Here is a 26031-nt window from a genome sequence, read left to right on the forward strand (position 1 = left end):
TACATTACATACCACCAACCACCAACTGATATGAACCGTTTTCCTTCCAACGCCCACGCACATAAAATCGGAACGCATCTTTGGACCGTTTGGTTTCTCCTTTCAGCAGCCATGCTCATTTGTTCCGGATGGTTTTTCATCAATGAACTCCTACCCCATCCCCAGCATAAACTCTTTGACCATTTACCCGATGTGGCCCGTGAAATTGACAAAAATCACAAGCTGGTTCCTTACCACTTGTTCTTCTTTGTCGATATCTTTTGGGCCCTGACCACCTTAATCCTCCTGGGGTGGCTTAGTAAGGCCACGAAATTCCTCCCCTATTTCCTCATTGCTACTTTGGCCTATCTTACCGACCTTACAGAAGGTGTCCTTTATTTAGATAGTCTGGGCGAAGCGGAAAATACGGCTTCTGCCACGCCACAAGGCGATATTCTTAAATGGCTGGTTCCCATTAAGGAAGGACTCTATGTGATTTGTTTGTTATTTCCCCTGTTTCGGGCCTGGAAGATTTTTCTGCAAGGCTACTTCCGCATGTTTCTGGAATTCCTGAGAAGCTCCTGGCTCAGTCTGCTGTTTATAGCACTGATCTATTTCCTGATCAGTAAAATGGATCAGGGTGGGACGCTGATTGTAGCACTTTTTGAAGATCCTGTGAATTTGTTCCTCCTGTTCTTCCTCCTGACATTCCTCGCTTTGATTATCTCCCATTTTCCGGTTTATGCCCGCATCTGGATGATCAATGATCCCAGCAGGGTATTTATGAAGATGGACAAGGCCGGAAGATTTCTTGGATTTGGTACGATCTATTACGGAATTCCCCGCGTGGCTCGGGAAAATTTTGACAACCAGGAGCTCAAACTACTCCGCAGGAGCCTTGGAATCCTTCTCTACATTGCCATGATTAATATTTTCCTGGAGCTTGGAGCGCGCTATTATGAACTTCCGCTGAATCCTACCTCCTGGACCTTTCTGATCTTCCTGGTTAGCCTGCTCATTTATATCCGTGAAGGAAATAAATATGCCCGCTGGAAACGGAACCTCTTCCGGGGAATTGCCGTGGAATCGACAATACGGGAAATCGTTGCATACGTGCGGTGGTTCCCCTTCTATTTCGGTTGTTGCCTCCTCGCCGCCCTGGTTATTTCCGCAATAGCCTGGCTGCGGGGATGGGACTTGCTGAGCCTGGGAGCAGCTTTTGTTTGCCTAATCCTGCATCTTTTCCTGTTTATTCATTTTAAGATCAGCCGGGGTTTCCTTAAATACGTTTTCTACTCAGAAGCACTTTACAAGGCCAATAAAGAAATGTACAGCCAGCGCACACTGGATGCTTTCAAAGCCTATGACCCGGGTGGAAGTTTACGCGGGAACACGCGAATCGGATTCTTTTTCGGACGCCTCAGTGATAACATACGCTATTTAAACCTGATGCGCTTTAGCGGCATCTTTTCACTGATTTGCCTAATGATTGCAAACTGGGGTGTATCCGGGGCTCAGCTATTTAATCCCATTATTCTGGTGCTGCTGTATATTATCCTGTTTTATTCGCTGCTGGTGCTGTTTTTTAAAGACCTCGTTTACTACTATAAATTCCAGGACTTGCAGGCGCCGATGAACTCCCGATGGAAAAAACTACACCGTATTGGGATTCCATCTGCTTTGGTCCTTATTGTAGGGTGGATGTTTTTTTCCAGTACGCTGAACAATGACTTACATAAACTCAGGGAGGTCCCGCGGGGAGCTACGGTTTCCTTTGAAGAGTACGCCTCTCGCTTTGCAACGACGTTTGTGGAGGATGAGACGCGTTCTGTTGAAACCGGTGAAATAGACAGCTTATTAAGTCCTGTTCCGAAACGGGCCGAACCGGTTTATTTTATGGCTTCCTATGGTGGTGGATTAAAAGCAAATCTTTGGAACTTGTTGCTCCTCAGACAACTGGATAGCAGCACCCAGGGGCAGGTACTCAAAAGAACCGCAGTACTTTCGGGAGTCTCCGGAGGTGCTGTGGGGATCGGTAATTTTACGGCCCTGTTATATAGCCGGCCACAGCAGGAGTCCTTTGAACTTATAATTGATTCTATCGGACGCTCCAACGTACTATCCCATGAGATCGCCTTCCTCCTGGGAAGAGATTGGATTCAGGAATACTGGCCCAATACCGCATCCTTTGGAAAGGACCGGGCTTTCTACAGTATGCAGGAGCACGCCAAACACACGGGTCTGGAATACAACCAAAACTCCCTGCATAAGGTTTGGGATTCGGTCAATACCATTCGGGAAGACGCCTTTCCCGCCTTAATTTTTAATACCACAGCCGTTGGGGGTCGCCAGGGTCTGGTGAGTTCAGTGCCCTTTCCAGAAACAGCTTATTCCGGAGCCGTGGGGATAAGCGAGGCTTTGGAATCTGATGATCCTACCCTCATGGATAGTGCCCTGACTTACTACGGCGCCGTTTCCACCACGAACCGCTTCCCATTTTTTAGTCCCAGTGCGAAGATCGAGGACGTGGGTAATTTTCTGGACGGCGGATATTATGACAATTCCGGTATGCTTGCCGCACTAGGAGTTTATAGCGCTTTGAATCAAGCCTGGTACGGACCCGGGGCCGAAGCCTGTCCAAAGTCCGGGCAAATCAAGCCGGTATTCGTAAGCATTATCAACTCCCAATCCTATTACGAAAAGTGGAAATTAAAGGAGTTCACTAACGTCGATGTCGTGGGATTGGAAACCGGGGAATTGGCTTCGATTTTACAAACTATTGTTTCCCTGGATAAGTTGCCGGATTACGCCCTGGCCCGAGCTGAAGTTTGCGATCCGGAGGCCCTTATTCGATTGATGATGCCGCACAAACTCAGTTATGATCGCATGGTTTCCCTGCTACCCCTTCCTCCTGAAAAACCCTTTAAACTCATGGAAGATATCGAAACGCACAATGCACTTATCGATTCGGTACTCCGGGCATCCCACCATTATGATTACGAGCGCTGGGGAGTTGTTGAGCCGCCGCTTGCCCGACTTCTGAGCGGACCTGCAGCCGCATACGAACGCGCCATGGCCGAAGGACATCCTGAAGTACTGAAAGCTCTGGAAGCGCTGCGCAAGCAGTGATAGCCCGAACTCAAGGTATTATTCCCTTTTTAGTATCTTAGGAGGAGCTTAGGCTATTGCTATGAAAACCACAATGCTTCGGGTACTTCCGCTGGTCGGATGTTACCTGCTTCTCTCCTGTTCAAAAGATGAACCCGAAACGGAGCGCCCACCGGCGTCCGTGGTCTTTGAATTAACGGCGCTCGCCGACACCGATTCTGACTTTTTACAATTGGATTTGACAACTGATCAGGAGGGCACCCAAATCAGTAACCTGAGTGCCACCCTCATGCCTGCTTTCCTCGCTAATGGAAGCCGGGAATTTACACCGGACCACATTGCTTTCTACACCTGGGAAGAACAACTTTCCAGGGTTTATTTGAAGAACCTGCAAACCGGTACCCTGTTTACAGAAATTGACCTGTGTGATTTCAGTACCGAAAACGACGTGCCCAAAACCATCCGAAGTGTTTCAGGTAGCACGGAATATGTTGTGTTGACCTATGCGCAATTTCCTCCAGGGGAACCCCCGGAAATCCGATTGCGTATTTTCTCGCGAAGTACGGGGAGTTGCCAGGACCTGCTTATAGAAGACGCCGGTCAGGGTGGGGTGTCTGATTTGTTGTTCCAAGAGGATTTATTGGTGGTCTTCTACCGGTCTGCCCTTAATGATTTGCCGGTCCTGCGCCTGGTAGATTTACCCACAGCCAGCCCAATTACCTCCCTGAATCTTTCGGAGGACTTTCAGGCTGCCAGCCTGAATGGCGATCGGCTTGTACTCTTTGGGAAAGACAATACGTTTGGAAGTTTTGATATCACTACCCGCAACTTTAGTCCTATCCGGGAGATTCCTGATTTTCCCGTCCTTCAACCCGGGCTGTTCAGCACAAAATTCTCCGGGGATCGCGTCCTGATAAACTATATCTACCAACAACCCAGCCTGTTTTTTGCGCAACCCGCCCTTTACGACCTGCAAGGTGGATTTTTTGAATTGGGAGGAACCGCCTATTTACCCAGGCTTCAAAACGAGATCGAAGCGGAAACCGGAGATCGTTTCCTGTTTGGTGCCTTCGATGCTGATCCGGATAGCGAAACTATAGCCATCGCATATGTAAAAGGCGATGGCAGCCCCCAGGGAGGGGTTGTCATCGCCGATTTTCAGGGGAACCTCAAACAGATTATCCCCACTCCCCTCGTCCCGGAACAACTGCTGATCCGGAACGTGCGACGGGGAGGCAACTAACTAACTCAGGTAAATCCTTCGCTTTGTTAAATCCTAATTACGGGTTACTGTAATTCGGTTGGAAAGTCCGAACAAACCTTCCAAATCGTCCAGGTTCGTGCCAGCTTCCAAACCGGTTACACCCATCTCATAGGACATGTGGTAGATAAAGCAGACCCCTGTTCCGGCACCATCAAAGTCTACTCCTTCCAGCGCTTCAATCGTTGGGGGTAATCCGAGGATATTGCGATTTTCATCGGTAATCACGTAAGTCTGTTGGCTACCACTAAGGGTGGTTGCATCCAGGCTTATACCGCTTACCATGTCCGGTGTCCCGTCGACCATGAACGTAAAGGGTCCCCCGGAAATGGTCCCGGCATTGGGCAGGCGGGTAACTTCGATGCGATTAGAGAGTCCGAAGAAGCCCTGCAAATCGTCCAGGTTATTTCCACCTTCCAGACCCATCAGGTCGCTCTCATAGGAAATATGATAGATAAAGCAGACTCCGGTTCCGGCACCATCAAAGTTTACCCCCTCCAGCGCTTCGATGGTAGGAGGAAGACCGAGAATATTGCGCTCATCGTCGGTGACCACAAAGGACTGCTCGCTTCCGCTCAGGGTAGTTGCATCCAGCATAATACCACTTACAAAATCGTCCATCCCGTCGACAGAAAACTCGAATGGCCCGCCGGAGATTTCACCTCCGCTGGGGAGCCGGAGAACTTCTATACTGTTGGAAAGATCAAAAGAACCCTGGAGTGTATTGGCATTTCCTCCCATTTCCAATCCGGTAAGTCCATCTTCGTATCTCAGGTACCAGATCAGACAAAGTCCAACGCCAGCCCCATCAAAATCAACTCCTTCCAGGGCAGCCATGTCGGGTGGAAGTCCAAGGATGCCACCAGTGTCATCGGTAATTACAAAAGTTCTGTTTGTTCCTGCCGCCTGTGATCCGTCAAGATTAATTCCGGATACCATATCCGGGGTTCCGTCTACAGTAAATTCAAAAGGACCACCACTCAAGGTCCCGGCAACGGGCACAATGGTTTCCATCATCGGCTCTTCATCGTCATCGCTTTCGCATGACACAAATACCAGGCCTAATAGCGCAAATAAATAATACAGTTTTAAGGTTTTCATCGGTTTAAATTTTAGCTATGATTTTTGACTGAAGCAAATTTCCCGATCGCGCATCCCCAAATGATCACAGAAGTATAAAATTTTATAACTTACTGATTATAAGAGTTTTGTAAATTATTCCGCAGGCTCCTGAAATCTTTGACCCTTTTTCACGTCTTATCTATGTGAACTTTCCGTGATACTATTGCCGTTAATTCGCCCTGAAATGAAGCACATCTTACTTATTGAAGACGATCCGGAGATCGTACAACTGCTCGAACTGCATCTCAAGGATGCCGGTTATGAAGTAGCATTCCGATCCAATGGGGCCGAAGGACTCCAATCCGTCATCGATAGTCCTCCTGATCTGGTAATCCTCGATATTATGCTCCCGGGTATGGACGGGATAGAAGTGTGCCGGAATATCCGCGCGAAAAACCTCAACCTTCCCATATTGATGCTTACAGCGAAATCCGAGGAAATAGATAAGGTATTGGGATTGGAAATGGGGGCCGATGACTATTTGAGCAAACCTTTCAGTGTGCGGGAGTTACTGGCCCGGGTCAAAGCGATATTCCGGCGACAAGACATGTTGGTTCCCGCCAATGGAGCCGCCGCACAGCGAATGGACTTTGGCAGACTCAGCATGGACCTGGATATGCGAAAAGTGGTCCTTGACGGACAGCGGATCGAACTTTCGCCCAAGGAATTTGAACTCCTGGCCTTGCTGGCTTCCAATCCCGGCAAGAGCTATGATCGCACCCAACTCCTTAACCTGATATGGGGATACGATTTTAAGGGATACGAGCATACTGTAAACTCCCACATTAACCGGCTGCGTTCCAAAATCGAGCCGGATATGGGAAATCCAACCTTTATCCTGACCACCTGGGGGGTGGGATATAAATTCAACGAAGAATTATGAGTTCTGCAACCATCTCGGACAAACTAGTCCGCAAGCTGCTGCTCGCCTTCCTGGCCATTTTACTGCTGGCCGGGACCTGCTATATGGCAGCGACCCATTACTTTGCCCAACAATACCACGATGAGGTAACGCAAAAACTCCATGCCAACCTGGCCAGCGACCTGATCGGCGAAAAGTTTACCAACCTGCGTCCTATTGATAGCACTGGGGCGGTCAATAAAGAGGTCTTCGGGGATATCATGCACGATATGATGGCTGTTAACCGGGCCATTGAAGTGTACCTGCTGAATGCCGAAGGCGAGGTGCAATATTCCGTGGTGCTCGACCATGAGGCCGGAGACTACGTGGCTCCTACGGTAGACCTGGACCCGGTAAATGAATTTCTGGCTGCAGGAGGAAAAGAATATATACTTGGCGATGACCCCAGAAACCCGGGACGCAAGAAGATCTTCTCCGCGGCACCTTTTGAGAGTGAAGGCCAGCGCGGCTTTATTTATATTATTTTGGCCGGCGAGGATTATGCAGCAGCAGGGGCCGGAATTTTCGGTAGTTACGCTTCCAAACTCGCCCTCGGCGTTTTTGGACTGACCCTGCTCTTTACCCTTTTACTGGCCTTTTTATCCGTTTGGTACCTGACGCGTAATCTCCGGAAACTGGCAGTAGCTACACAGCGGTTCTCCCAGGGAGACCTGGACTATCGTATTCCCGAAGCCGAAAAATCCGATTTGGCGGGGATTTCCACCACCTTTAATCGGATGGCGGATACCATTGTGGCAGACATGGACAAGATCAAGTCCCTGGAAAACCACCGTCGCGAGCTTATCGCCAATATCAGCCATGACCTGCGGACACCCCTTTCCATTATCCAGGGATATATCGAAACCCTGCAGATGAAAGATGCCGAACTCGATGCGGCAGAACGGGAGGTGTACCTCAATAAGATCAATACTAGTGGCATTCGCCTTTCTAAACTGGTTGCCCAGCTCTTTGAGTATTCCCGACTGGAAGCAAAGCAAATAGAACCGGTTATGGAGCCTTTTCTTCTTAGTGAACTCCTCAATGATATCCATAGGGATTATCAGGTGCTCGCGAAGAAAAAAGATGTTCAATTAGCCCTTGAAATTCCGGAACAAGATCCTCTGGTATTTGCGGATATTTCCCTGGTGGAACGAGCGATTCAAAATCTTATGGACAACGCCATGAAGTTTACTCCCGATGGAGGGGTTGTACGCATGCGCCTCAAATCCGGAAAAGAAGCCGTGGAAGTATGTATCGCAGATAGTGGTCCCGGGATCGCACCCGGACAGGAGGCCTTGATTTTTGAACGGTACCGGCAGTCAAAAACCGGAAAGGAAAAAGAGGGTGCGGGATTAGGCCTGGCGATAGTCCGGAAGATCATGGAACTGCACAATGCTACGATCAAGGTCCTGAGTCCGCCAGAGCAGGGAGCAAGCTTTAGTTTTAGTCTGCCCGTTTTCCAACCGGCATGATTTCAAAGACGGTATTTCAGTTGAAAGAGCAGACGTCGGGGTTGCAGTGAATATGCTGTTTCCAGCCACCCGGTATCCTGCAGGTATCTTATCGAATAGGTAGGTGCATTAAGCACATTTTCCAGCAGCAAATTGTATTGAAATCTACCCTTCCGGGGATTATGATTTATCCTGAGTTCAGAGAGCAACAGGCCCGAATGCCGTATTTGGGGGTACTGAAAAAGACTGGATTTCCAGAGGAATGACCAGGAGGTTTGGGGCCTGAAACTAACATCCAGAAAGCCTCTTAATTCGTCCCTGAAATTGCTGGTATCAACACGTGTCCACTGTCTGGAGAAATCCATCCCCCCATGAACTTCAAATGCCCTGCCCAGGCTAAGACGAAGATTTATTTCGCCTCCCAGATTTCGGTTCTTTATTAGTCTATTTACGGCATTTACCTGATTCGCTACCCGCTCGGTACCTGCCCGAAACACAAACTTGAGATTCAACCCCCACGCGGGCACATACTGATCCAGGTTAAGCGTGTAAGAGGTACTGATCCCGTTGCTAAACAGGACCAGGTGGCTTCGGGCAAAGTCCTGGGTCCGTTCCAGGGAGGTTCCCAAATACCTTGGTCGATGACGTAACATAAACGTACTCCGCAACAGCGTATTGTCGCCCCAATCGCCAAGAATATGCATCCCGGTAAACAGGTGGGATTTGAGGGTTTCCAACCCTCCCGTCCCCGATTTCATGCCCTGATACCCCGTGAAATATGGTCCGATCCATTGCCGGTCTAATTCGGTGAGTTGGTAGTCCAGCGCATAGCTGAGCATCCATTGTTCCCGAGGCCCGGGGCGCCAACGTAGAGTTGCCCGAGGTTCTATAAGCAATGCCGATAAGAATTGCTGATCTGTCTGGTTAAATTCATTGTTTAGCAATACCGCCTTCCATCCTCCCAGTAGACTCCATTTTCCAAGGGAATACTTTCCTGTAAACGAACCTCCCAATCGGCGGCGTAAATCGAATGCCATTAGATTTGACTCTGCCTGCACCATAGTAGCATTAATTTCGGAACCTTCGGCAAGGGTATAACGGGCAGTAATCTGCGATTGCTGTTGCGAGGCTTCGAGAGCGACAGAAAATTTCATGTGTTGCATGGTTCGGTCCCAAATGGCCCGTAGGCCAAGAAATTCAACAATCCCAACATTGTCCTGAAGGATGTCCAACGCATCGGAAGCCGTCTCCTGAAAGAACGCCGGTCCGCTGAACCTATACTGTTCCGGCAGATGTTCGCGGACATACCGCGTTTGCAGACGGAGTACTGATCGCTGCCTGTATTTTTTCGTTAACTCAAAACCTGCCAGAATCCGCCGGGTTGCTCGCAGTTTCTGTTGTTCGGCAAGCTCGGCATTGAATTCGAGCTGTTCCCCGTAATCCTGTTTCAAGCGCTGATATTCAACAATGCTTTGCAAAAGCCAATCCCCTCCGGGATCATAGGTCATATCAAGGGTAGCCACACCTAATTCCTGCCGCCTCAGGACCCTTCTGTTTTCTATATTCAGAAAACTTATATCGGGGGTTTGAAAGCGTTGCCTGTTACTGACTTGAATTTGGTCCTGATCCGCAACATTTAAAGCCCGAACCGTCGCCTTCAGGGAAGAAAGCGGATGAAATATTCCCTGTACCGCCCCCATCCCAGCCCGATGAAGCGAAAATTCCTTGCGGTCTGGAGCCAGGGGAGGAAAGTCCAAACGGAATATGCCCGGGGCTTTCAAATGTTCGCCTAAGGCCATTTCTTCATGTTGGGTGTTGGGATGAAGCAATTCAATCAACTCACCTGTCGGGTCATAACCCCGGGTATTGTAATTGCCCAGCCCCAACCACTTGGCACTACTATTTATGTAAATCAGGTTGCTTCTTAGATCGTGGCGGCCGGCAGGTCCTGCCCCGGTAGAAACCGATCCGGCCAGGGTACCCTTTACCTCCTTTTTTAGCTTGAGATTAATCGCAGTGTCTTCCGAGTCCCTGATTCCATCGAGCAAGCGATTTTGCTGATAGGACTCCAGTAGCTGAACGGAGGCTATTATCCCGGATTCCAAATTTCTGGTCAATAGTTTATAGCCCGCTCCCGTGAGATCATCCCCCTCTATCAATACCCGGTGTACCCCTTTACCACGAACGCGGATTTCCCCGTCTCTCCCTACTCGTATGCCTGGGATTCTCGCCAGCAAATCCTCAACACTTTGCTCAGCTCCGTTGCTGTAGGCATCCGCTTTAAATTCCAGGGTATCCCCTACGCTGCGGAAGGCTTGTTCCGCATGCACAATGACTTCGTCCAGGGAAATAACCTTCGGATTCAGGGAGATTACCGCACGCTCAGCTGTGTGGGTCGCAAGGATGGAGTCCTTCTGTTGATACCCCATGGCACTGATTTGAACGCGGATCGAATCCGACGTTAATTCCCCGAGCACCGCGAAGCCTTCATTATTCGTACTGGAGTACGTGATATCACCGATGTTTTCTGGATTCGAAATTATCACATAGGCCGAAGGTATGGGAGTGCCGACTGAATCAATTATCTGAATCGACGACAAATTTTGTTGCGGTTCCTGTGTCGCAGCGGGGCAGGGACCGAGTTGTAACCCTACCAGAACTGCAAGCTTAAGTCCGGGTCTTAACCATTTAGTGATCAAATCGTTCCATGGTATTCTGCCGGCCCAACTCCATTCGCGATCCCCTGGGGAGTTTGGCATTCATCCTGCGAATCAAATCCCGGGCCCATTCCTCCTGAAAGTCTGCATAGGTTGTTATGTCCATACAGTTATTCTTTGGATCGGGGTGAGATATCGCTGCGGCATTCGATCGCAGGTATTCCAAACTAAACTCCACTTCCCGGCTATCGTCCCGGGCGTACATGATGAGCCCGGGTAGTCCCTGAAGCTTCCAGGGTCCGAATGGTACCGGTAAATCGGGAGTAAACCAGGCAGTGTATGTCCTACCCCTGAAGCTTCCCCTGGCTTCCTGGCATAGGTAGCCTCCAATTGTCTTTTTATTGCCGGTTAGCTTCCAGGGTATTTCAGGGAGTGCTTCACAGACCTTGATGTCCCTTCCGGAAATAGGCGGTAATTGTGAAATCATTTGACCCGTTTGGCGGTTCGTATAGGTACTACTCCCAATGGAATCCTTCCCGTTTATAGTCAAATGAAAATCAGTGGCTGCAGGTTCTTCGGCTATAGCTACCTGATTTCCCCAAAAGAAAAGACTGCGATTACCTGAAATCAGCAATCGGGCCTTAAACTTTCGGCTAAGGCCCAGGTTCAGGTGGAAATCGTAATGCGCCTCCCAACCTGCCCCCTCCTGGGCAATGAGCTGCCAAGAAAAGAGACCTGTTAGCATTGGGACCAGGAAACATGCCCACCCCTTGAGAATACGGCGGCCATTGGCCGCCGTTTGTTTTCGAAAGATCACTTCAAAGCGGCGTTGAGTTGCTCCTTAAGACGCACCAATGCCTCGACGACTTCATCACAGGGAACACCATCTACGCTAGCAGAAGCCTCGACAAAATTGGACCCAAATCCGATGCGTACTTTGAGTTGAATGGTCACCGTACAATCGGCGTCCGCAGCCTCCATTTCGACTAACTGCTCCGACCAGAAATTCATGGAAACATTTTCAAAGTCCCGCGCATTCTCCGTTTGATACCGGTGTTTCAAATGGACATTTTCGTTAAATGCCTCAGCGTAAAAAATATACTGGGTGTTCTCGATTTCCGAATAAAGGCCTTCGACATTGAGGACTGCCCTGGCCGAAGGAGTTAACGCGGGAAAAGCGAAGAAGGAAGACAGGGATAGGAGTAATAACAATACGTAGTTTTTCATGGTAAGGAAGATTTGATGATTTTTATTTAAATAACCCCCTGAGGTCGGCAATAGCCTGACGCAGAATATCTGCTAAACTGGAATCGCAAGGGCCGGTAACGGTGAGGGTTGTTTGGAATGAACCGTATTCGGCAGATTCTACCCAACCTGTGGCAGTAACGGAACATTCTTCAGGTTGCAGGGGAATATCGCCCCCAGTGTTCAGGGCCAGCATGAGGATGCCGGCAAGCATAAGTTTCATAGGTACTGGTTTTAGGACTCCTACTCTTTAAAGGATTTTCGGATGACTCCTGCTCTTTTCGCGTTAGAACAGGACAAGGATAATCCCACCGGCTGCAAGGCGCCAGCAGATTCTTATGCGGTAATTGTCCAGGGATTTTAAAAAGGTTCGCGATGCGTGGGCAGGTCGGCAGTAGTGCGGCAGCCCAGTTGTTCCATTATTTGTTGCAACTGGGTTTTCAATAGGTGAATTCCGTGTTCCCCTCCTGCATTCCCAAGTGCCGCTACCGCATACATGAATGCCCGTCCGAGGAACGTCATTTTTGCCCCGCTGGCCACGGCCCGGGCAATGTCGGGCCCGTTGCGAAGCCCACTGTCCATCATAACAGTAATTCGATCCCCATAGGCAGGGGCAATTTCCTGAAGGGAAGCTATGGAAGAAGGGCCGGCATCTAACTGCCGTCCGCCGTGATTGGAGACTATTATTCCATCCATTCCCAAGCGTACGGCTGCTTCAGCATCTTCCGGGGTACTGACCCCTTTAACTACTAATTTTCCTTTCCAGCGATCGCGGATGTAGCTCAATTTGGCTTCGGTCATACGCTTGTCAAAAAAGCCATCCATAAAATTTCCCAGTTCCCTTAGATTCATGCGCTTGGGCATGTACGCGTGCAGATTAGCAAACCCGGGCATTCCCTTTTTTAGGGTAGCCCAGGTCCAGGCGGGACACCTGGCCATTTGCCAAAGGTTGGAAGGGACCAGCCGTGGAGGCATGGAAAGCCCATTGCGGATCTCCCCGGGTCGAAACCCGAAAGTAGGGGTATCACAAAGCAATACCAGGGTGCGGCAGCCACTTGCCCAGGCCCTGTCCAACAGATCGTCCCGCACCGCATCGGCAGCAGGATGATAAAATTGGAACCAGAATTTCCCCTCGGTGATCCTGGCTATTTCCTCCAGGGAGGCCGTACTCACAGTACTTAAAATAAAGGGAAGGTTGTGGGTGAACATGGCACGCGCCAATATTTCAGGGGCCCCGGGCCAGATCATCCCTTGCAACCCTATTGGAGCCATCCCCATGGGCGCTGCGAATGTTGTACCGAAAACCGATGTTTCCAGATTACAACCAGGGAAGTCTCCGATATACTGGGGTTTGAGGATTACCTCCTCAAGATCTGAACGATTCCTTCTGAGATTGACCTGCTGATTGCAGCCGCGATCCAGGTAGTCAAAAGCAAATCCCGGAATTCTTCTGGCCGCTTTTTCCCGTAAATCCCCAACCGTAGGATAGCGAGGATTAAAATTGATAGACCCGGCGTGTCTCATGCTTGGTAAGGTAGCTAATTCCCGTATATTTAATATTCCAAAGGAAAATTCCGCCCCGCTCAATTTAATATTAGCCCGCTAACCTTGTATACGGTCGTAGACATAGAAACCACAGGCACGGGTGCTACCGGAAATCGCATTACCGAGATAGCGCTGTTTAACGTAGATGATACCGGGATTACCGACAGCTTTAGCAGTTTGGTGAATCCGGGCTGTGAGATCCCGCCTTTTATTACCGGGTTAACGGGAATTACCACGGCAATGGTTCGGAACGCTCCGGCTTTTGGGGAAATCGCGGAACAAATCGAAGCTTTTTCGGCGGGCAGGGTATTCGTTGCCCATTCGGTCAATTTTGATTACCCTATTGTCAAGCGGGAATTTGCCGCCTGTGGTATGGACTATTCCCGAAAGAAATTATGCACGGTAAGACTCTCCCGAAAAGTCTTTCCCGGTTTTAAATCCTACAGCCTGGGTAAGCTCTGCAGGAGTTTGGATATCCCCCTTAGAGACCGGCACCGGGCTGCCGGAGATGCACACGCGACAGCCTTACTCCTGGGCCGGATCCTCAGCAGTAAGGCAGGTCCGGAGCACATCCGAAAATCGTTGAACGCTCGTTCCCAGGAGGCTACCCTTCCCCCACATTTACCGCGGCAAACCTTTCTGGACATCCCACATGTCCCCGGAGTCTACTACTTCAAGGACGACAAGGGCAAAATTATCTATGTAGGAAAGGCCATAGACCTGCACAAACGTGTGCTCGGGCACTTTTACGATTCCTCCAGCCGTGAACGGTCGCTCTGCCAGGAGACCCGGCATATCGACTACGAGACCTCCGGGTCCGAGATCATGGCCCTGATTATGGAAGCGGTAGCCATAAAGCGGCATTTTCCCAAATACAACCGGGCCCAAAAGAAAATCAGGCCGGCAATTGGCCTGTTTAGTTATAGGGATCAGGACGGAATCCGGCACCTGGCCCTGAATCGTGTCGGCAAAGGCCAGCAAGCCCTGAAGGTGTTTTATGGGGTCGCAGAAGCACGGCTCTTTCTGGAGAATTTGTGTACAGACTTTGGACTTTGCGCCAAATACTGCCATTTGCAGGAAGGCACCAACCACTGCAATCACTTCCGGGTCCCCAGGTGTCAGGGTATTTGCAAGGGGAAACAAAGCGTTAAAGCATATAATGAACTGGTCAATGAAGCCATTACTTCCCTATTGGAAGCCCGAAAAGACTCGGTTATTATAACTAAGGGGCGCACTAATACGGAACAAGGCCTGATATGGGTACGGAATGGTAAGTTAAGAGGTCTGGGGTTTGCTCCTTCCCCCTGGTCGGCCGATAAACTTCAAGGCAATACCCTCGAGCCAAAACCGAACTATCCGGAGACAGAACGCCTGCTGGAAGCCCATTGCATGCGCCATCCGGATTCAGTGATCGTATTGGAAAATTCAGTGCAGTTAGAAGCGTTGCGCCCTACCTCCGGGCAAACGCTTACTTTTTTCTGATTCGGTAATACATGCGAATCACAAAGTAGAGCCAGACCAAAAATATAGCCCCTACAATTAGAGAATAGTAAAATACGAGTTCGTCGGTCACTCTCTGTACTTAAGGTAATTCATGAAGCCAAGTATAGTCGGAGCCCACAGGCCGAGGAAAATAGCTTCGAGTTTCTCGCCTTGCAGGAATTTATACTCTGCTACGATAATGATCGATAAAACAACCAGGAGCAACATAATGTTGGGCCACCCGAGGTGCTTCAAAAAATTTCTGAACATAATTTGTCCTCAAATTCTTATTAAAGTTAGAAAATAAAGTGCGGGTAAATGCGCTTTTTTTAAGATTTTTTTAACTATTTCGCTTTAGAGGGGCAACTGAAGTCCGTTCGCGACAAGCCCGTTTCCTTTAAAGCAGCGTATCCCCCTTCGATATTGGTCAGGTTATGGTAACCCCGACTTTTCAAAATGGATGCCGCAATTACCGAGCGATATCCTCCTGCACAATGGACGTAAAACTCCTTGTCCTGAGGATAGGCTGCCAAATGCGCATTGAGTTCACTCAAGGGTGTGTGGACCGCACCATCCAGGTGTTCGGCCTCATATTCCCCGGGTTTGCGCACATCAAACACACGCTCAGGGGCGTCAGCCAGTTCGGACTCAAGGGCCTGGGCGGATTCGGATCGCATGGAGTCGGTCTCTTTTCCGCTAGCCTTCCAATTCTCAAAACCACCACTGAGGTAGCCCAGGGTATTATCGAATCCTACCCGGGATAATCGCATTACGGTTTCCTCCTCTTTCCCCTCAGGGGTAATGAGCAAGATAGGTTGCTGGGTATCCCCGATCAGGGCACCAACCCAGGGCGCAAAATCCCCGTGTAATCCGATAAAAATTGATCTCGGGACGTGCCCGGCAACAAAATCGTCCTGATGGCGGACATCCAGGACCACAGCCCCGGTTTCATTGGCGGCGGCCTCGAAAGCTTCCGGGCTCAAGGCCTGTGTACCTCGTTCCAGGACTTCATCCAGATCCTCATACCCCTCCTTATTCATTTTGACATTCAGGGGGAAATACGCCGGCGGTGGAAGCAATCCTTCGGTAACTTCTGCAATAAATTCCTCCCGGGTCATGTATGCCCTGAGGGCGTAATTCATTTTCTTCTGATTCCCGAGGGTATCGACCGTCTCCTTCATCATATTCTTTCCACATGCCGATCCTGCACCATGCGCCGGGTAAACGATTACCTCATCGGGCAGGGGCATGATCTTGCTGCGCAGGCTGTCAAAGAGGGTGCCAGCCAATTCTTCCTGTGTCATATCGGCCGCCTTCTGGGCGAGATCCGGCCTGCCGACATCTCCCAAAAAGAGGGTATCCCCCGAAAAGATCGCATGGGGATTACCAGATTCATCGCGTAGCAAATAGGTGGTGCTTTCCATGGTGTGTCCAGGAGTGTGCAATGCCTCAATAGTTATTTTGCCCAGGGGGAATACCTGCCCGTCTTCCGCGATAATAGCATCGAAAGAAGGATTGGCCAGCGGGCCATAAACTATGGGGGCACCGGTCTCCCGGCTTAGGGTCAGGTGACCGCTCACAAAATCGGCGTGAAAGTGGGTTTCAAAGATGTAGCGGATCTCGGCACCATCCATTCGGGCACGCCTTAGGTAGGGGTCGGTTTCCCGGAGTGGATCAATGATTGCTGCCTGTCCGTCACTCTCGATATAGTAGGCTCCCTGTGCCAGGCAACCTGTATATATTTGTTCTATTTTCATTGATTTCAGAAAAGGTACTGAACCAAAAATACAACTTTTACCTCAGGAGTAAATTTAGGCTTCCGGGCGTAATTCTAAGGAAAAGTTTACGGGTCCGTCAGTGAGGAAATCAAACCCTTCATGCAACTTGGATTGTCCGGCATCGTAGGGATAAAAAGTTACTGGTTCAATACAAACCATCCCGGGATCGGGACTCCACAGCATAAAGTGGCGAAAACCCGTAGCGCGTAAATGTAGTTTCCCCTGATCTTCCAGGGTAACCTCGCTACAGTCCGCTACCTGTAATGCGCGGTTTCCAGCGGCCATGATTTCTGTAATGGAATAAGTTTGATCCCTGGCAATGATCCGGGCATCCGGAGTCTTCAGGGCAAAAGCCGGATGGTATCCCAACATATAAGGCATGTCCCGTTCCCCGCTGATCTCAAAATCCACACGAACCGTATCTCCTTGTATTTTGAAGGTTTTAGAGATGGAACAGGAATACGGCCAGAGATGCATCCGAAGGGTAGAACGGTCCGGAAACTTGGGGTTTGCAACCGGCGTTCCCGCAGGATATTCTTTACCCAATTTAAGCTTCTTGCCCGATTCGAGCAGCTCATAGGGCATGTCGCGAAGAAAACCGTGCTGATCCATTAGGGCATTACCCCGGGGTACCTGCACCCGGTAGGCTACTTCAGCAGTAGGTCCGATAATCGGAAACATTTCGGCATCTGAGTGTCCCCATCCCGGGTCTGCCGGGTTGTGCATCCACTGACGGCCGCCATAAAGCAACCCACTCAATTGCCCGTCGCGGATAGTAATTTTGATCTGCTCATTGTGGAGTTCGTGTTCCATCGCCTGCTTATTTATGTCGCAATTCGCAAATTCGGGTTATTCCAAAAAACCCTGCTCCTTCATCCAGGTATCGTTATAGATTTTGTTGACGTACCGGCTACCGTGGTCGTGAAACAAAACCACAACAACGTCTTCAGGGGTAAAGTGCTCCGCCAGTTGCAATACGCCTTTGATGGCAGCACCTGCAGAATTACCGAGGAACATGCCTTCTTCCCTGGCCAGCCTTCGGGTATATACGGCTGCGTCCGCATCGGTGACCTTGGTAAAGCCATCAATCAGGCCAAAATTTACGTTTTCCGGGAGGATGTCCTCACCTATTCCTTCGGTAACATAAGGGTAGATCTCATTCTCATCGAAGATCCCCGTTTCGTGGTACTTCTTGAAGACGGATCCATAGGTATCCACCCCCCAAATTTTGACTTCGGGATTTTGCTCTTTTAAGTAGCGGGCGACGCCGGAAATAGTTCCCCCGGTGCCCACCCCAACCACAAAGTGAGTGACCTTCCCTTCGGTTTGCCGCCAAATCTCCGGGCCCGTACTTTCGTAATGCGCCTGTGCATTGGCCGGATTATCGTATTGATTCACGTACCAGGCGCCAGGAATTTCACTCCCAAGTCGTCTCGCTGTGGAATAATAGGATTGTGGGTCTTCAGGGGCAACGTCTGTTGGGCATACATGAACTTCACAGCCCACGGCTTTGAGGATGTCTATCTTCTCCTGGGACTGCTTGTCGCTGATCACACAAATCATGCGATAACCCTTGATAATAGCCGCAAGGGCCAAGCCCATTCCGGTGTTGCCGGAGGTACCCTCTACAATGGTTCCTCCCGGCTTTAATAAGCCCTGGGCTTCCGCTTCCTCAATCATCTTCAGGGCCATCCGGTCCTTGACGGAATTTCCAGGGTTAAATGTTTCATATTTCGCCAGCACCATACAGGGCAATTCGGCCGTGATGCGGTTAATGCGAACCAAGGGAGTGTTCCCAATGGTTCCCAGAATATTCTCTGCGTATTCCATGGCTGCAAAGATAGCAAGTTCTGAGCGCTACCTACTCAAATTGCATCGCCCGAACCGGAGAAATCCGTGTAATGATGTAGGAAGGTAAAAGCAGCATCAATAAGCAGAGTAACAATACGCCGATATTGAGTGACAAAAGTGTGGGAACATCCATATAGACTGGAATGTACTCGATATAGTACTCCTCAGGATTCGGAAACTTGAACAGCTTGTATTTGTCCTGGAGGAAAATCAGGAGCAAGGCCAGCGCATTTCCCCATAAAAGCCCGATACCGATCAGATAGGCGGCATTGTAGAGAAAGATCTTTCGTATGCTCCAATTGGGCGAACCCAGTGCCTTGAGGATCCCGATCATTGGAGTGCGTTCCAAAATAAGTACGAGCAGGGCAGTGATCATATTGATTCCCCCAACCAGGATCATAATTCCGATAATCAGCGCAATATTAAAATCAAACAGCCCAATCCATTCAAAAATCTGATAGTAACGGTTTTCGATATTCTGGGTATCGAGTTCGGAGAGGGTCTGGTCGTAGATCTCTCCGGTTTTCTCCTGAATCGCATCGAAATCGTCCAGGAAGATTTCAAAATTTCCGATTTGGTCGGCCTCCCATCCATTCATGCGCTGAATATGCCGGATATCAGTAAAAATATAGGTGCCGTCGAATTCCTCGAAGCCGCTGTCATAAATCCCACTGACTTCAAAAACCCGGCGATTGGGAACCTTGGACGGATCTTCCTCCTTCAGAAAAAAACTGTTGAACCGGCCGCCCACTTCCAAGCCAAGCCGGTTGGCCATGAGGCGGGAAACCAACACTTGTATCCCCAGATCGCCAGAATAATCAGGAAGGCTTCCACTTACCAGAAATTCCTCAAAAGCGGACCAGTTATAATCAGGACCGACTCCTTTGGCTATAATGCCTTCGAAAGTATCCTCGGTTCGAATAATCCCGGCTTTCGTGGCTACTGCCTGGATATGCGCCACGCCGTCGGTGAGTTGAAAATCGGGATAGAACTCCTGATCCAGGGATACCGGGAGTACCGAAACCCGGGAAACATTGTTGTCGTAATTGAATATTTGGATATGCCCGTTAAAGGCGGCGACTTTCTCCCTGATTTTGTATTTCAGGCCTACCCCGGTAGCCAGGGCCGTAAGCATCATCAAAATACCCAGCGCAATAGCGGCAATGGCTATTTTAATGATTGGGGCGGAAATACTACTTTTATCTTGCCTGCCGCCGATCAGCCGCCTGGCGATGTACAGTTCTAAATTCAAGGAATGCCCAGTTTACAACACCCCAAAAATACAGGTTTTAGCCTAGTAATAATCCTTTTCCTCTCCTTCCTGGGATGCAAGGGTCAAAACGCCCCGGAATCCCCGGTCCTGCTTCCAGCAGCTAACCGGACCGCAGCATATTTCCCGATGCTAAAGGACAGAAACTTCGCGGTCGTGGCGAATCAAACCTCGGTGCTTATGCGGGAAAACAATACCCCGGTGCACCTGGTAGATAGCCTTACCAACTCCGGGCTGCGTCCGCAATTGGTATTTGCCCCGGAACATGGGTTTCGCGGACAGGCCGATGCCGGGGAGCACGTAGCCGACGGGGTCGATACCAAAACTGGATTGCAAATCATATCGCTGTATGGCAGCAATCGCAAACCGAAGCCAGAACAGCTGGCAGGCCTCGACCTGGTGCTCTTTGATATTCAAGATGTAGGCGTTCGCTTTTACACCTATATCGCCACCCTGCAATTGGTTATGGAAGCCTGTGCTGAAGCTGGAATCCCGGTAGTAGTGCTTGACCGTCCAAACCCGAATATTAGCTTTGTGGATGGCCCGGTTATGGAGGAAGAACATCAGGGGTTTCTGGGGATGACTCCTATCCCGCTGGTATATGGAATGAGCATTGGTGAATATGCCGAAATGATCAATGGAGAAGGTTGGCTGGCCGGGGAGAAAAAAGCTTCGCTAACCGTTATTCCGGTTGCCGGTTATCGGCGGTCGATGGAATACACCCTGCCGGTTCCGCCGTCCCCGAACCTGCCCAATCAACAGGCCGTATTACTCTATCCCAGCCTGGGATTATTCGAAGGTACCCGTGTGAATGCCGGTCGGGGAACCTCAGCGCAATTCCAGCGTTTTGGGGCGCCCTTTTTAAATGGTGATCATTTTGATTTCCACTACACACCAGCGCCCAATGCGGGAGCAAAAAACCCAAAGCACAACGGCGAAGAATGTATTGGAAAGGACCTGTCTTCGGAAGTTCCTCCAAAGGCCGTGGACCTGCAGTGGATCATCGAGGCTTACCAAAACCGGGAGGAAGGATCGGAATTCTTCATTACCAGCGGTTTTACCCGCCATGCCGGAACTACTGTACTGCAAGAGCAAATTGAAAGCGGCATGCCCTGGGAAGCTATCCGACAGAGCTGGCAGCCAGGCCTCGAGGAATTCAGGACGATCCGGGCAAAGTACCTCAGGTATCCCGATTGATTGTCGTCGGACGCCGGTACTTGTGAAAGGGTTGCTTCAATAACCCCCAGATACTGCCATTCTCCTTGCGGTCTGGAAAGGTATCCACACCGTAAACCAGGGAATCCCGGTCGAGCTCCATATAAGTGCCCAAGAGGCGATCCCAGATAGAAAAAATATTCCCGTAGTTGGAATCGGTATAGGGCAACACATAATGGTGGTGAACCTTGTGCATATCGGGGGAGACAAATATCCAGCTTATGGCCTTGTCTACGCGACGGGGCAGTTTAATATTGGCATGGCCAAACTGTGTAGCGACAAGAGACAGGCTCTGATAAAGCATCACTATTCCAATCGAAGCCCCCGAGAGGAAAACCCCTAAAAGCGTAAAGGAAAACCGAATAAGGCTTTCCAGTGGATGGTGCCGGTTGGCGGTAGTCGTGTCTACTTCATGATCCGTATGGTGCACCAGATGGATCATCCAAAGCGGCTTTACCTTATGCTCCACGAGATGCGCGAGATAGGCTCCGAAAAAATCCAGGAGTAAGACCCCTAGAAATACGTAGGCCCACAAAGGCATTGCAGGGAGCCAGTTTATAATTCCGAAATCATTGGCTTTTACCCAGTCGCTGGTCTGTAGCAAGAGAAAAGCCAGGGCAAAATTTATGATTATGGTGGTGAGGGTAAAAAAGAAGTTAGGCAGGGCGTGCCGCCATTTTCGATACGAGAATCGAAACAGGGGTACGGCTCCTTCCATAAGCCAGAAAAAAGTGATCCCCCCAACCAGTAAAAGACTTCGGTGGGTGGAGGGGATATTTTCGAAATAGCTGATTATTTGCTCCATAAAAACCAAATTACAAAAATTCAGGGAGCCGCTGTTTTAAAGACTCCACGATCCGGAAAGCCGCTGGGCAAATTGCCGTATTCTTTATCGTAAGCGAACCGATTTGGTGGAATTTACGACGGTCGGTATGGGGGTATTCCCGGCAGGCCTTGGGCCTGAAATCATAGATGAGGCAGGCATTGTCTGCTGCCAGAAAGCGACAAGGAACCTCCTGGAGTACGAGATCTCCCTCCTCATCGGTGCGCAGGTACTCGTCTACAAAATCACCTGGCTTCATGCGCAGTTTCCCGGAGATACGGTCTACATCGGCAGGTGTAAACAAGGGGCCGGTAGTTTTACAACAATTCGCACATTCCAAACAATCCGTACGCTCGAATTCATCGGTATGCAATTCCTGCATAAGCCCATCCAGGTTCTTGGGCGGCCGGGATTTCAGTTTCCGAAAAAACCGTTGGTTTTCCTTCTTCTTCTCTGCAGCCCGGGCTTTGATATTCTCGAGATCTTCGTTCATAAGGTCAGTGGCTATTCCTTATTTTTGTGGACCATCCAGTACGGGTCCACGAGAACATCAAAAATACAACGCATGGATTTGTTAGGCAGCGCCCTTGCCGACTATTATTTCCAAAAACATCCGGGCCAGCTCCATTCAGAATCTGTGCTGGGCGATGTGGAAGAAGTCCCACTAGCCCATTTCTTTCGCTCCCGGAAAGAGATGCCCGCTTTGGAGACCCAGGCTATTGCGCAGTGCATGGGAACCGTTTTGGATATCGGCTGTGGCGCCGGGTCGCATTTACTTTTATTACAGGAAAACGGCCTTAGTTGCACGGGAATTGATATTTCTCCCGGGGCCGTTCAGGTGGCTCGGGAGCGCGGAGCAAAAGTTGTTCTGGAAGGCGATATCCGCACCTCGGGGGTAGGGAAATTCGATACCCTGTTGTTATTAATGAACGGGATAGGACTGGCCGGCAGTTTGGCAGACCTTCCTGAATTCCTGGCGTTACTCCGGGATATGTTGCAACCAGGCGGGCAAATCCTGATGGATTCCAGCGATCTGCAATACCTGTATGAGCGCGATGAAGATGGGGGGCTTTGGGTCCCCGGGTTTATGGCCTATTACGGGGATATGGAGTACCGTTGGTTGTACAAGGGGAAACAGGGGGAATTCTTTCCCTGGCTCTTTGTGGATTTTGGTCAATTGCACAGCGCGGCTTCCGCAGTAGGCCTAAGCTGTGAAATGATTGCAGAAGGTCCGCATTACGACTATCTGGCACGACTAATGCCAAAAAAATGAAAGGGCCCGGCACGTTTTGCGAACCAAACTGCGTTATTGCTATGCTATGAAAAAGAAATTATTCTTACTACTGGGGCTACTGGTACTGCTGGCTCCACAATGTTCCCGTGACGACGATGGCGGGGGAACCACGATCGATCGTACTGCCAATTTGAGGTCTACCGGGGAAAGTGCCTTGGATTTCCTGACTAATTCAACCTTTGATCGCCTGGTTGTAGAATTGGCATTTGTGCCCAGCGTGCGACCTACTGATGCCGCCATTGACGACCTCAGGGACTTCCTCCTGGAGCGAACCCAGAAGACCGACATCTCTTTTGAATTCCTGCCCGTGGAATCCTCCGGGGAACTGGAAGAGACCTTACAGGAAATAGCACAAAAGGAGAACGATAACCGAACCGCTTATAACAACGGTTCAACCCTAACGCTATATATTTACTTTACGGATGCCCTGGCCGAAGGGGATTCGGAAAATACAGAATCGATAACCCTGGGAGCGGTTTACCGCAATACATCCATGGTAATCTACCAACGCGCTATCCGTGCCCTGGCAAGCAGGACAACTCTGGTGTCTCGCGAGGAGTTAGAGGCAGCTACCCTGATGCATGAAATGGGTCACCTTTTTGGCCTGGTAAATCTCGACGCTGCTTTGGCTGAAACCTTCCCCCACAACCTGGAAGATCCCGCCGCCAATAATCACTGCGATGAGGAAGGGTGTCTGATGCAAGCCAGTCTGGAGTTTTCCTCATCGGCCAAGAAAGTCATGGAAGGCCGGATGGCAAAAGGGCAACAGCCCATTCCCGACTTAGGTCCGGAATGCCTGCGCGTGCTCGCCTCTATGGGAGGCCGCTAAGGTATATTCAGGTATTTATGCGTCTGTAGGGATACCCGCCAGCGCGGGTTTTCCATTACATAATCCACAATCATCGGAGTCACTTTTTCGCGCACACTCCATTCGGGTTGCAGGTATAGCATGCACTCGGGGCTCACTTGTGCAGCCTGTTCTTCCGCAAATTTCAGATCGTGTTTGTTGTAGACAATTACCTTGAGCTCGTGTGCATTCTTGTGGATATCGCCCACCGGAAGCATATTCTTCTTGGGGGACAAACAAATCCAATCCCATTGCCCGGTAAGCGGATACGCCCCGGAAGTCTCAATATGGATAGCTATCCCGGCTTGTTTGAGGCTGCTCGTGAGTGGCCCCATATCCCAGGTCAGGGGTTCGCCCCCGGTAATGACGATGGTATTGGAATAGCGTCTGGCCTCCGTTACGATTTCATCGATCCCGGTGGGTGGATGCAGGGTTGCATTCCAACTTTCCTTAACATCACACCAATGACAGCCCACATCACATCCTCCAACACGAATAAAATAGGCAGCCGTCCCTTTGTGGAATCCTTCCCCCTGTATGGTATAGAAAGCTTCCATTAAAGGCAGCATGGTACCGGCCTCCACCTGGTCCATAATCTCACGGTCCGCTACTGGATCTATTTTGTTTTTCACGCAGCAAAGATAGGAAATGCGAATTCCCTATTTTAGTGGCAAATTTTACTATCATGTCCAAGAGCGAAGCTTTTCGGGAGCAAATAGAGCAAGGGTACCAATTTAAAGGGGATTCCATAGTTGTTGGCGCCGCGATGTACGAAGGCCAGGCCTTAACAGGAGCCCATGTAAAGGTTCCATTGAAAACCCTGAACCGCCATGGCCTGATTGCCGGTGCAACAGGTACGGGAAAAACCAAATCCCTGCAAGTACTGGCCGAGAACCTGAGTCTCAACGGGATCCCGGTTTTGCTTATGGACCTCAAGGGCGACTTGAGTGGTCTTGCCCAACCCAGCCCGGGACACCCCAAGATCGATGAGCGTATGGGGCAAATCGGTTTGGACTTTAACCCGGATTCCTTTCCGGTGGAAATCCTGACCCTCTCGGAACAGGGCGGTGTAAAACTGCGTGCAACGGTTTCGGAATTCGGACCTGTACTTCTTTCGCGGATCCTGGATCTCTCCGAGACACAGCAGGGTATTGTTGCCGTAATCTTCAAGTATTGCGACGATCAGAAATTACCGCTGCTCGATCTCAAGGACTTCAAAAAAGTATTGCAGTATGCCACAGGTGAAGGCAAGAAAGAATTTCAGGAGGCTTATGGCAGGATCAGCACCAGTTCTACAGGAACCATCCTGCGAAAGGTTATTGAACTCGAACAACAGGGTGCGGAATTATTCTTTGGGGAAAAGTCCTTTGATGTCAATGATTTAACACGTATAGACGAAAACGGGAGGGGGTATGTCAACATTATCCGCCTTACCGATATCCAGGACCGGCCCAAGTTGTTTTCCACTTTCATGTTGAGTTTATTGGCGGAAATCTACAGCACCTTCCCGGAACAAGGCGATAGCGACCGTCCGGAACTCGTGCTCTTTATCGATGAGGCGCACCTGATCTTTAAGGAGGCTTCCAAGGCCTTGCTCGACCAGATCGAAAGCATTGTGAAATTGATCCGATCCAAGGGGATCGGATTGTACTTCGTGACTCAGAATCCTACGGATGTACCCAATGAAGTCCTGGCACAGTTGGGGTTGAAAATCCAGCACGCGCTACGTGCCTTTACGGCCCGGGATCGCAAAGCCATCAAGCTTACTGCCGAGAATTATCCGGTATCCGATTATTACGACACCAAAGAAGTACTCACTTCCCTGGGAATTGGAGAGGCACTGGTGACCGCCCTCGATGAAAAAGGCCGTCCTACTCCCCTGGCCGCGACGCTGATGCGAGCCCCTATGAGTCGGATGGACGTCCTTACGGATTCCGAGCTCAAAGCGCTGATCAAAGCTTCAGGACTCGTAAGTAAATACAATGAAACCATCGATCGGGAGAGTGCCTATGAACTCCTGAATGAAAAAATAGAAAAAGCGGAACAGGAGGCGGCCAAGGAAGAGGCAAAAGCCCCTGCACGGACAACTCAAAGTAGAAGCCGCGGCGGATATAAGCGCCAGAATCCGGTTGTAAAAGTACTCACCAGCGCCACCTTTATTCGCGGGGTATTGGGCGTATTAAAAAAAGTAATCCGATAACT

The 26031-nt window shown here is 50.0% G+C and carries 23 protein-coding genes; 9 read left to right on the forward strand and 14 right to left on the reverse strand.

Annotated elements, in window-relative coordinates:
* The first annotated feature begins 30 nt into the window (after window positions 1-30).
* Window positions 31-3108: a hypothetical protein gene (locus tag BM318_RS13260; RefSeq protein WP_092983094.1), complete on the forward strand. Its 3078-nt coding sequence runs from the start codon at window positions 31-33 to the stop codon at window positions 3106-3108.
* Between the two features lie 61 nt (window positions 3109-3169).
* Entirely contained in the window at window positions 3170-4330 is a 1161-nt protein-coding gene (locus BM318_RS13265) for a hypothetical protein (protein WP_092983096.1), read from the forward strand.
* 33 nt (window positions 4331-4363) lie between these two features.
* Here BM318_RS13265 and BM318_RS13270 read toward each other — a convergent pair whose 3' ends face one another.
* Window positions 4364-5449 (reverse strand): hypothetical protein, encoded by a 1086-nt coding sequence (locus BM318_RS13270; protein ID WP_092983098.1) that lies wholly within the window; start codon window positions 5447-5449, stop codon window positions 4364-4366.
* A gap of 205 nt (window positions 5450-5654) precedes the next feature.
* Here BM318_RS13270 and BM318_RS13275 point away from each other — a divergent pair, with 205 nt between their 5' ends.
* A complete protein-coding gene (locus BM318_RS13275; protein WP_092983099.1) occupies window positions 5655-6353 on the forward strand; it encodes a response regulator transcription factor in 699 nt (232 codons plus the stop codon).
* Window positions 6350-7843, forward strand: a complete 1494-nt coding sequence (locus BM318_RS13280) for a HAMP domain-containing sensor histidine kinase (protein WP_092983100.1) — start codon at window positions 6350-6352, stop codon at window positions 7841-7843. Before BM318_RS13275 ends, BM318_RS13280 begins: the two co-directional genes overlap by 4 nt.
* Before the next feature lie 2 nt (window positions 7844-7845).
* On the opposite strand, the gene BM318_RS13285 is transcribed toward BM318_RS13280, so the two are convergent.
* The 5 genes from BM318_RS13285 to BM318_RS13305 all read right to left on the reverse strand — a co-directional run bounded on the left by BM318_RS13285 (window position 7846) and on the right by BM318_RS13305 (window position 13248).
* Complete coding sequence (locus tag BM318_RS13285; protein WP_092983101.1) at window positions 7846-10368, reverse strand: hypothetical protein; 2523 nt, start codon at window positions 10366-10368, stop codon at window positions 7846-7848.
* 142 nt (window positions 10369-10510) lie between these two features.
* Window positions 10511-11296 (reverse strand): GLPGLI family protein, encoded by a 786-nt coding sequence (locus BM318_RS13290; RefSeq protein WP_245759836.1) that lies wholly within the window; start codon window positions 11294-11296, stop codon window positions 10511-10513.
* Window positions 11293-11706, reverse strand: a complete 414-nt coding sequence (locus tag BM318_RS13295; protein WP_092983103.1) for a hypothetical protein — start codon at window positions 11704-11706, stop codon at window positions 11293-11295. The genes BM318_RS13290 and BM318_RS13295 overlap by 4 nt, the downstream gene beginning before the upstream one ends.
* Window positions 11707-11728: 22 nt before the next feature.
* Window positions 11729-11947, reverse strand: a complete 219-nt coding sequence (locus BM318_RS13300) for a hypothetical protein (protein WP_092983105.1) — start codon at window positions 11945-11947, stop codon at window positions 11729-11731.
* Between the two features lie 137 nt (window positions 11948-12084).
* Window positions 12085-13248, reverse strand: a complete 1164-nt coding sequence (locus BM318_RS13305) for an alpha-hydroxy acid oxidase (protein WP_092983106.1) — start codon at window positions 13246-13248, stop codon at window positions 12085-12087.
* 84 nt (window positions 13249-13332) lie between these two features.
* Between BM318_RS13305 and BM318_RS13310 the strand changes: the two genes are divergently transcribed.
* Window positions 13333-14751 (forward strand): exonuclease domain-containing protein, encoded by a 1419-nt coding sequence (locus tag BM318_RS13310; RefSeq protein ID WP_092983108.1) that lies wholly within the window; start codon window positions 13333-13335, stop codon window positions 14749-14751.
* An 87-nt stretch (window positions 14752-14838) separates the two neighbouring features.
* Here the strand turns inward: BM318_RS13310 and BM318_RS13315 are convergent, their stop codons facing one another.
* The 5 genes from BM318_RS13315 to BM318_RS13335 all read right to left on the reverse strand — a co-directional run bounded on the left by BM318_RS13315 (window position 14839) and on the right by BM318_RS13335 (window position 19632).
* Window positions 14839-15021, reverse strand: coding sequence for a hypothetical protein (locus BM318_RS13315; protein ID WP_092983109.1), 183 nt, complete (start codon window positions 15019-15021; stop codon window positions 14839-14841).
* 74 nt (window positions 15022-15095) lie between these two features.
* On the reverse strand, window positions 15096-16508 hold the full coding sequence (locus BM318_RS13320) for an MBL fold metallo-hydrolase (protein ID WP_092983110.1): 1413 nt from the start codon (window positions 16506-16508) through the stop codon (window positions 15096-15098).
* A 54-nt stretch (window positions 16509-16562) separates the two neighbouring features.
* On the reverse strand, window positions 16563-17342 hold the full coding sequence (locus BM318_RS13325; protein ID WP_092983112.1) for an aldose epimerase family protein: 780 nt from the start codon (window positions 17340-17342) through the stop codon (window positions 16563-16565).
* A 36-nt stretch (window positions 17343-17378) separates the two neighbouring features.
* On the reverse strand, window positions 17379-18359 hold the full coding sequence (locus BM318_RS13330; RefSeq protein WP_092983114.1) for a PLP-dependent cysteine synthase family protein: 981 nt from the start codon (window positions 18357-18359) through the stop codon (window positions 17379-17381).
* Window positions 18360-18390: 31 nt separating this feature from the next.
* A complete protein-coding gene (locus BM318_RS13335; RefSeq protein ID WP_092983115.1) occupies window positions 18391-19632 on the reverse strand; it encodes an ABC transporter permease in 1242 nt (413 codons plus the stop codon).
* A gap of 3 nt (window positions 19633-19635) precedes the next feature.
* On the opposite strand from BM318_RS13335, the gene BM318_RS13340 reads away from it, so the two are divergent.
* Window positions 19636-20847 (forward strand): exo-beta-N-acetylmuramidase NamZ family protein, encoded by a 1212-nt coding sequence (locus BM318_RS13340; RefSeq protein ID WP_092983117.1) that lies wholly within the window; start codon window positions 19636-19638, stop codon window positions 20845-20847.
* On the opposite strand, the gene BM318_RS13345 is transcribed toward BM318_RS13340, so the two are convergent.
* Both BM318_RS13345 and BM318_RS13350 read right to left on the reverse strand, forming a co-directional pair.
* A complete protein-coding gene (locus BM318_RS13345; protein ID WP_092983541.1) occupies window positions 20831-21670 on the reverse strand; it encodes a sterol desaturase family protein in 840 nt (279 codons plus the stop codon). The genes BM318_RS13340 and BM318_RS13345 overlap by 17 nt on opposite strands.
* Window positions 21671-21680: 10 nt before the next feature.
* A complete protein-coding gene (locus BM318_RS13350; RefSeq protein ID WP_092983118.1) occupies window positions 21681-22181 on the reverse strand; it encodes a YkgJ family cysteine cluster protein in 501 nt (166 codons plus the stop codon).
* Window positions 22182-22253: 72 nt separating this feature from the next.
* Here BM318_RS13350 and BM318_RS13355 point away from each other — a divergent pair, with 72 nt between their 5' ends.
* Complete coding sequence (locus tag BM318_RS13355; RefSeq protein WP_092983119.1) at window positions 22254-22961, forward strand: class I SAM-dependent methyltransferase; 708 nt, start codon at window positions 22254-22256, stop codon at window positions 22959-22961.
* A gap of 46 nt (window positions 22962-23007) precedes the next feature.
* Window positions 23008-23811 (forward strand): hypothetical protein, encoded by an 804-nt coding sequence (locus BM318_RS13360; protein ID WP_092983121.1) that lies wholly within the window; start codon window positions 23008-23010, stop codon window positions 23809-23811.
* Here BM318_RS13360 and BM318_RS13365 read toward each other — a convergent pair.
* A complete protein-coding gene (locus BM318_RS13365; protein WP_092983542.1) occupies window positions 23808-24422 on the reverse strand; it encodes a 7-carboxy-7-deazaguanine synthase QueE in 615 nt (204 codons plus the stop codon). The genes BM318_RS13360 and BM318_RS13365 overlap by 4 nt on opposite strands.
* A gap of 92 nt (window positions 24423-24514) precedes the next feature.
* On the opposite strand from BM318_RS13365, the gene BM318_RS13370 reads away from it, so the two are divergent.
* Complete coding sequence (locus tag BM318_RS13370) at window positions 24515-26029, forward strand: helicase HerA-like domain-containing protein (RefSeq protein WP_092983122.1); 1515 nt, start codon at window positions 24515-24517, stop codon at window positions 26027-26029.
* Window positions 26030-26031 lie beyond the last annotated feature (2 nt).

The organism is Robiginitalea myxolifaciens, from assembly GCF_900115205.1.
GTDB classification, from domain to species: Bacteria; Bacteroidota; Bacteroidia; order Flavobacteriales; family Flavobacteriaceae; genus Robiginitalea; species Robiginitalea myxolifaciens.

Bases quoted from the DNA above. Each gene is read 5' to 3' on its own strand.
- BM318_RS13280 (WP_092983100.1), top strand. From the start codon at position 6,350: ATGAGTTCTGCAACCATCTCGGACAAACTAGTCCGCAAGCTGCTGCTC.
- BM318_RS13330 (WP_092983114.1), bottom strand. From the start codon at position 18,359: ATGGAATACGCAGAGAATATTCTGGGAACCATTGGGAACACTCCCTTG.
- BM318_RS13345 (WP_092983541.1), bottom strand. From the start codon at position 21,670: ATGGAGCAAATAATCAGCTATTTCGAAAATATCCCCTCCACCCACCGA.
- BM318_RS13340 (WP_092983117.1), top strand. From the start codon at position 19,636: ATGCCCAGTTTACAACACCCCAAAAATACAGGTTTTAGCCTAGTAATA.
- BM318_RS13275 (WP_092983099.1), top strand. From the start codon at position 5,655: ATGAAGCACATCTTACTTATTGAAGACGATCCGGAGATCGTACAACTG.
- BM318_RS13260 (WP_092983094.1), top strand. From the start codon at position 31: ATGAACCGTTTTCCTTCCAACGCCCACGCACATAAAATCGGAACGCAT.
- BM318_RS13265 (WP_092983096.1), top strand. From the start codon at position 3,170: ATGAAAACCACAATGCTTCGGGTACTTCCGCTGGTCGGATGTTACCTG.
- BM318_RS13305 (WP_092983106.1), bottom strand. From the start codon at position 13,248: ATGAGACACGCCGGGTCTATCAATTTTAATCCTCGCTATCCTACGGTT.
- BM318_RS13355 (WP_092983119.1), top strand. From the start codon at position 22,254: ATGGATTTGTTAGGCAGCGCCCTTGCCGACTATTATTTCCAAAAACAT.
- BM318_RS13295 (WP_092983103.1), bottom strand. From the start codon at position 11,706: ATGAAAAACTACGTATTGTTATTACTCCTATCCCTGTCTTCCTTCTTC.
- BM318_RS13365 (WP_092983542.1), bottom strand. From the start codon at position 24,422: ATGGACCAGGTGGAGGCCGGTACCATGCTGCCTTTAATGGAAGCTTTC.
- BM318_RS13270 (WP_092983098.1), bottom strand. From the start codon at position 5,449: ATGAAAACCTTAAAACTGTATTATTTATTTGCGCTATTAGGCCTGGTA.
- BM318_RS13325 (WP_092983112.1), bottom strand. From the start codon at position 17,342: ATGGAACACGAACTCCACAATGAGCAGATCAAAATTACTATCCGCGAC.
- BM318_RS13370 (WP_092983122.1), top strand. From the start codon at position 24,515: ATGTCCAAGAGCGAAGCTTTTCGGGAGCAAATAGAGCAAGGGTACCAA.
- BM318_RS13315 (WP_092983109.1), bottom strand. From the start codon at position 15,021: ATGTTCAGAAATTTTTTGAAGCACCTCGGGTGGCCCAACATTATGTTG.
- BM318_RS13360 (WP_092983121.1), top strand. From the start codon at position 23,008: ATGAAAAAGAAATTATTCTTACTACTGGGGCTACTGGTACTGCTGGCT.
- BM318_RS13320 (WP_092983110.1), bottom strand. From the start codon at position 16,508: ATGAAAATAGAACAAATATATACAGGTTGCCTGGCACAGGGAGCCTAC.
- BM318_RS13300 (WP_092983105.1), bottom strand. From the start codon at position 11,947: ATGAAACTTATGCTTGCCGGCATCCTCATGCTGGCCCTGAACACTGGG.
- BM318_RS13350 (WP_092983118.1), bottom strand. From the start codon at position 22,181: ATGAACGAAGATCTCGAGAATATCAAAGCCCGGGCTGCAGAGAAGAAG.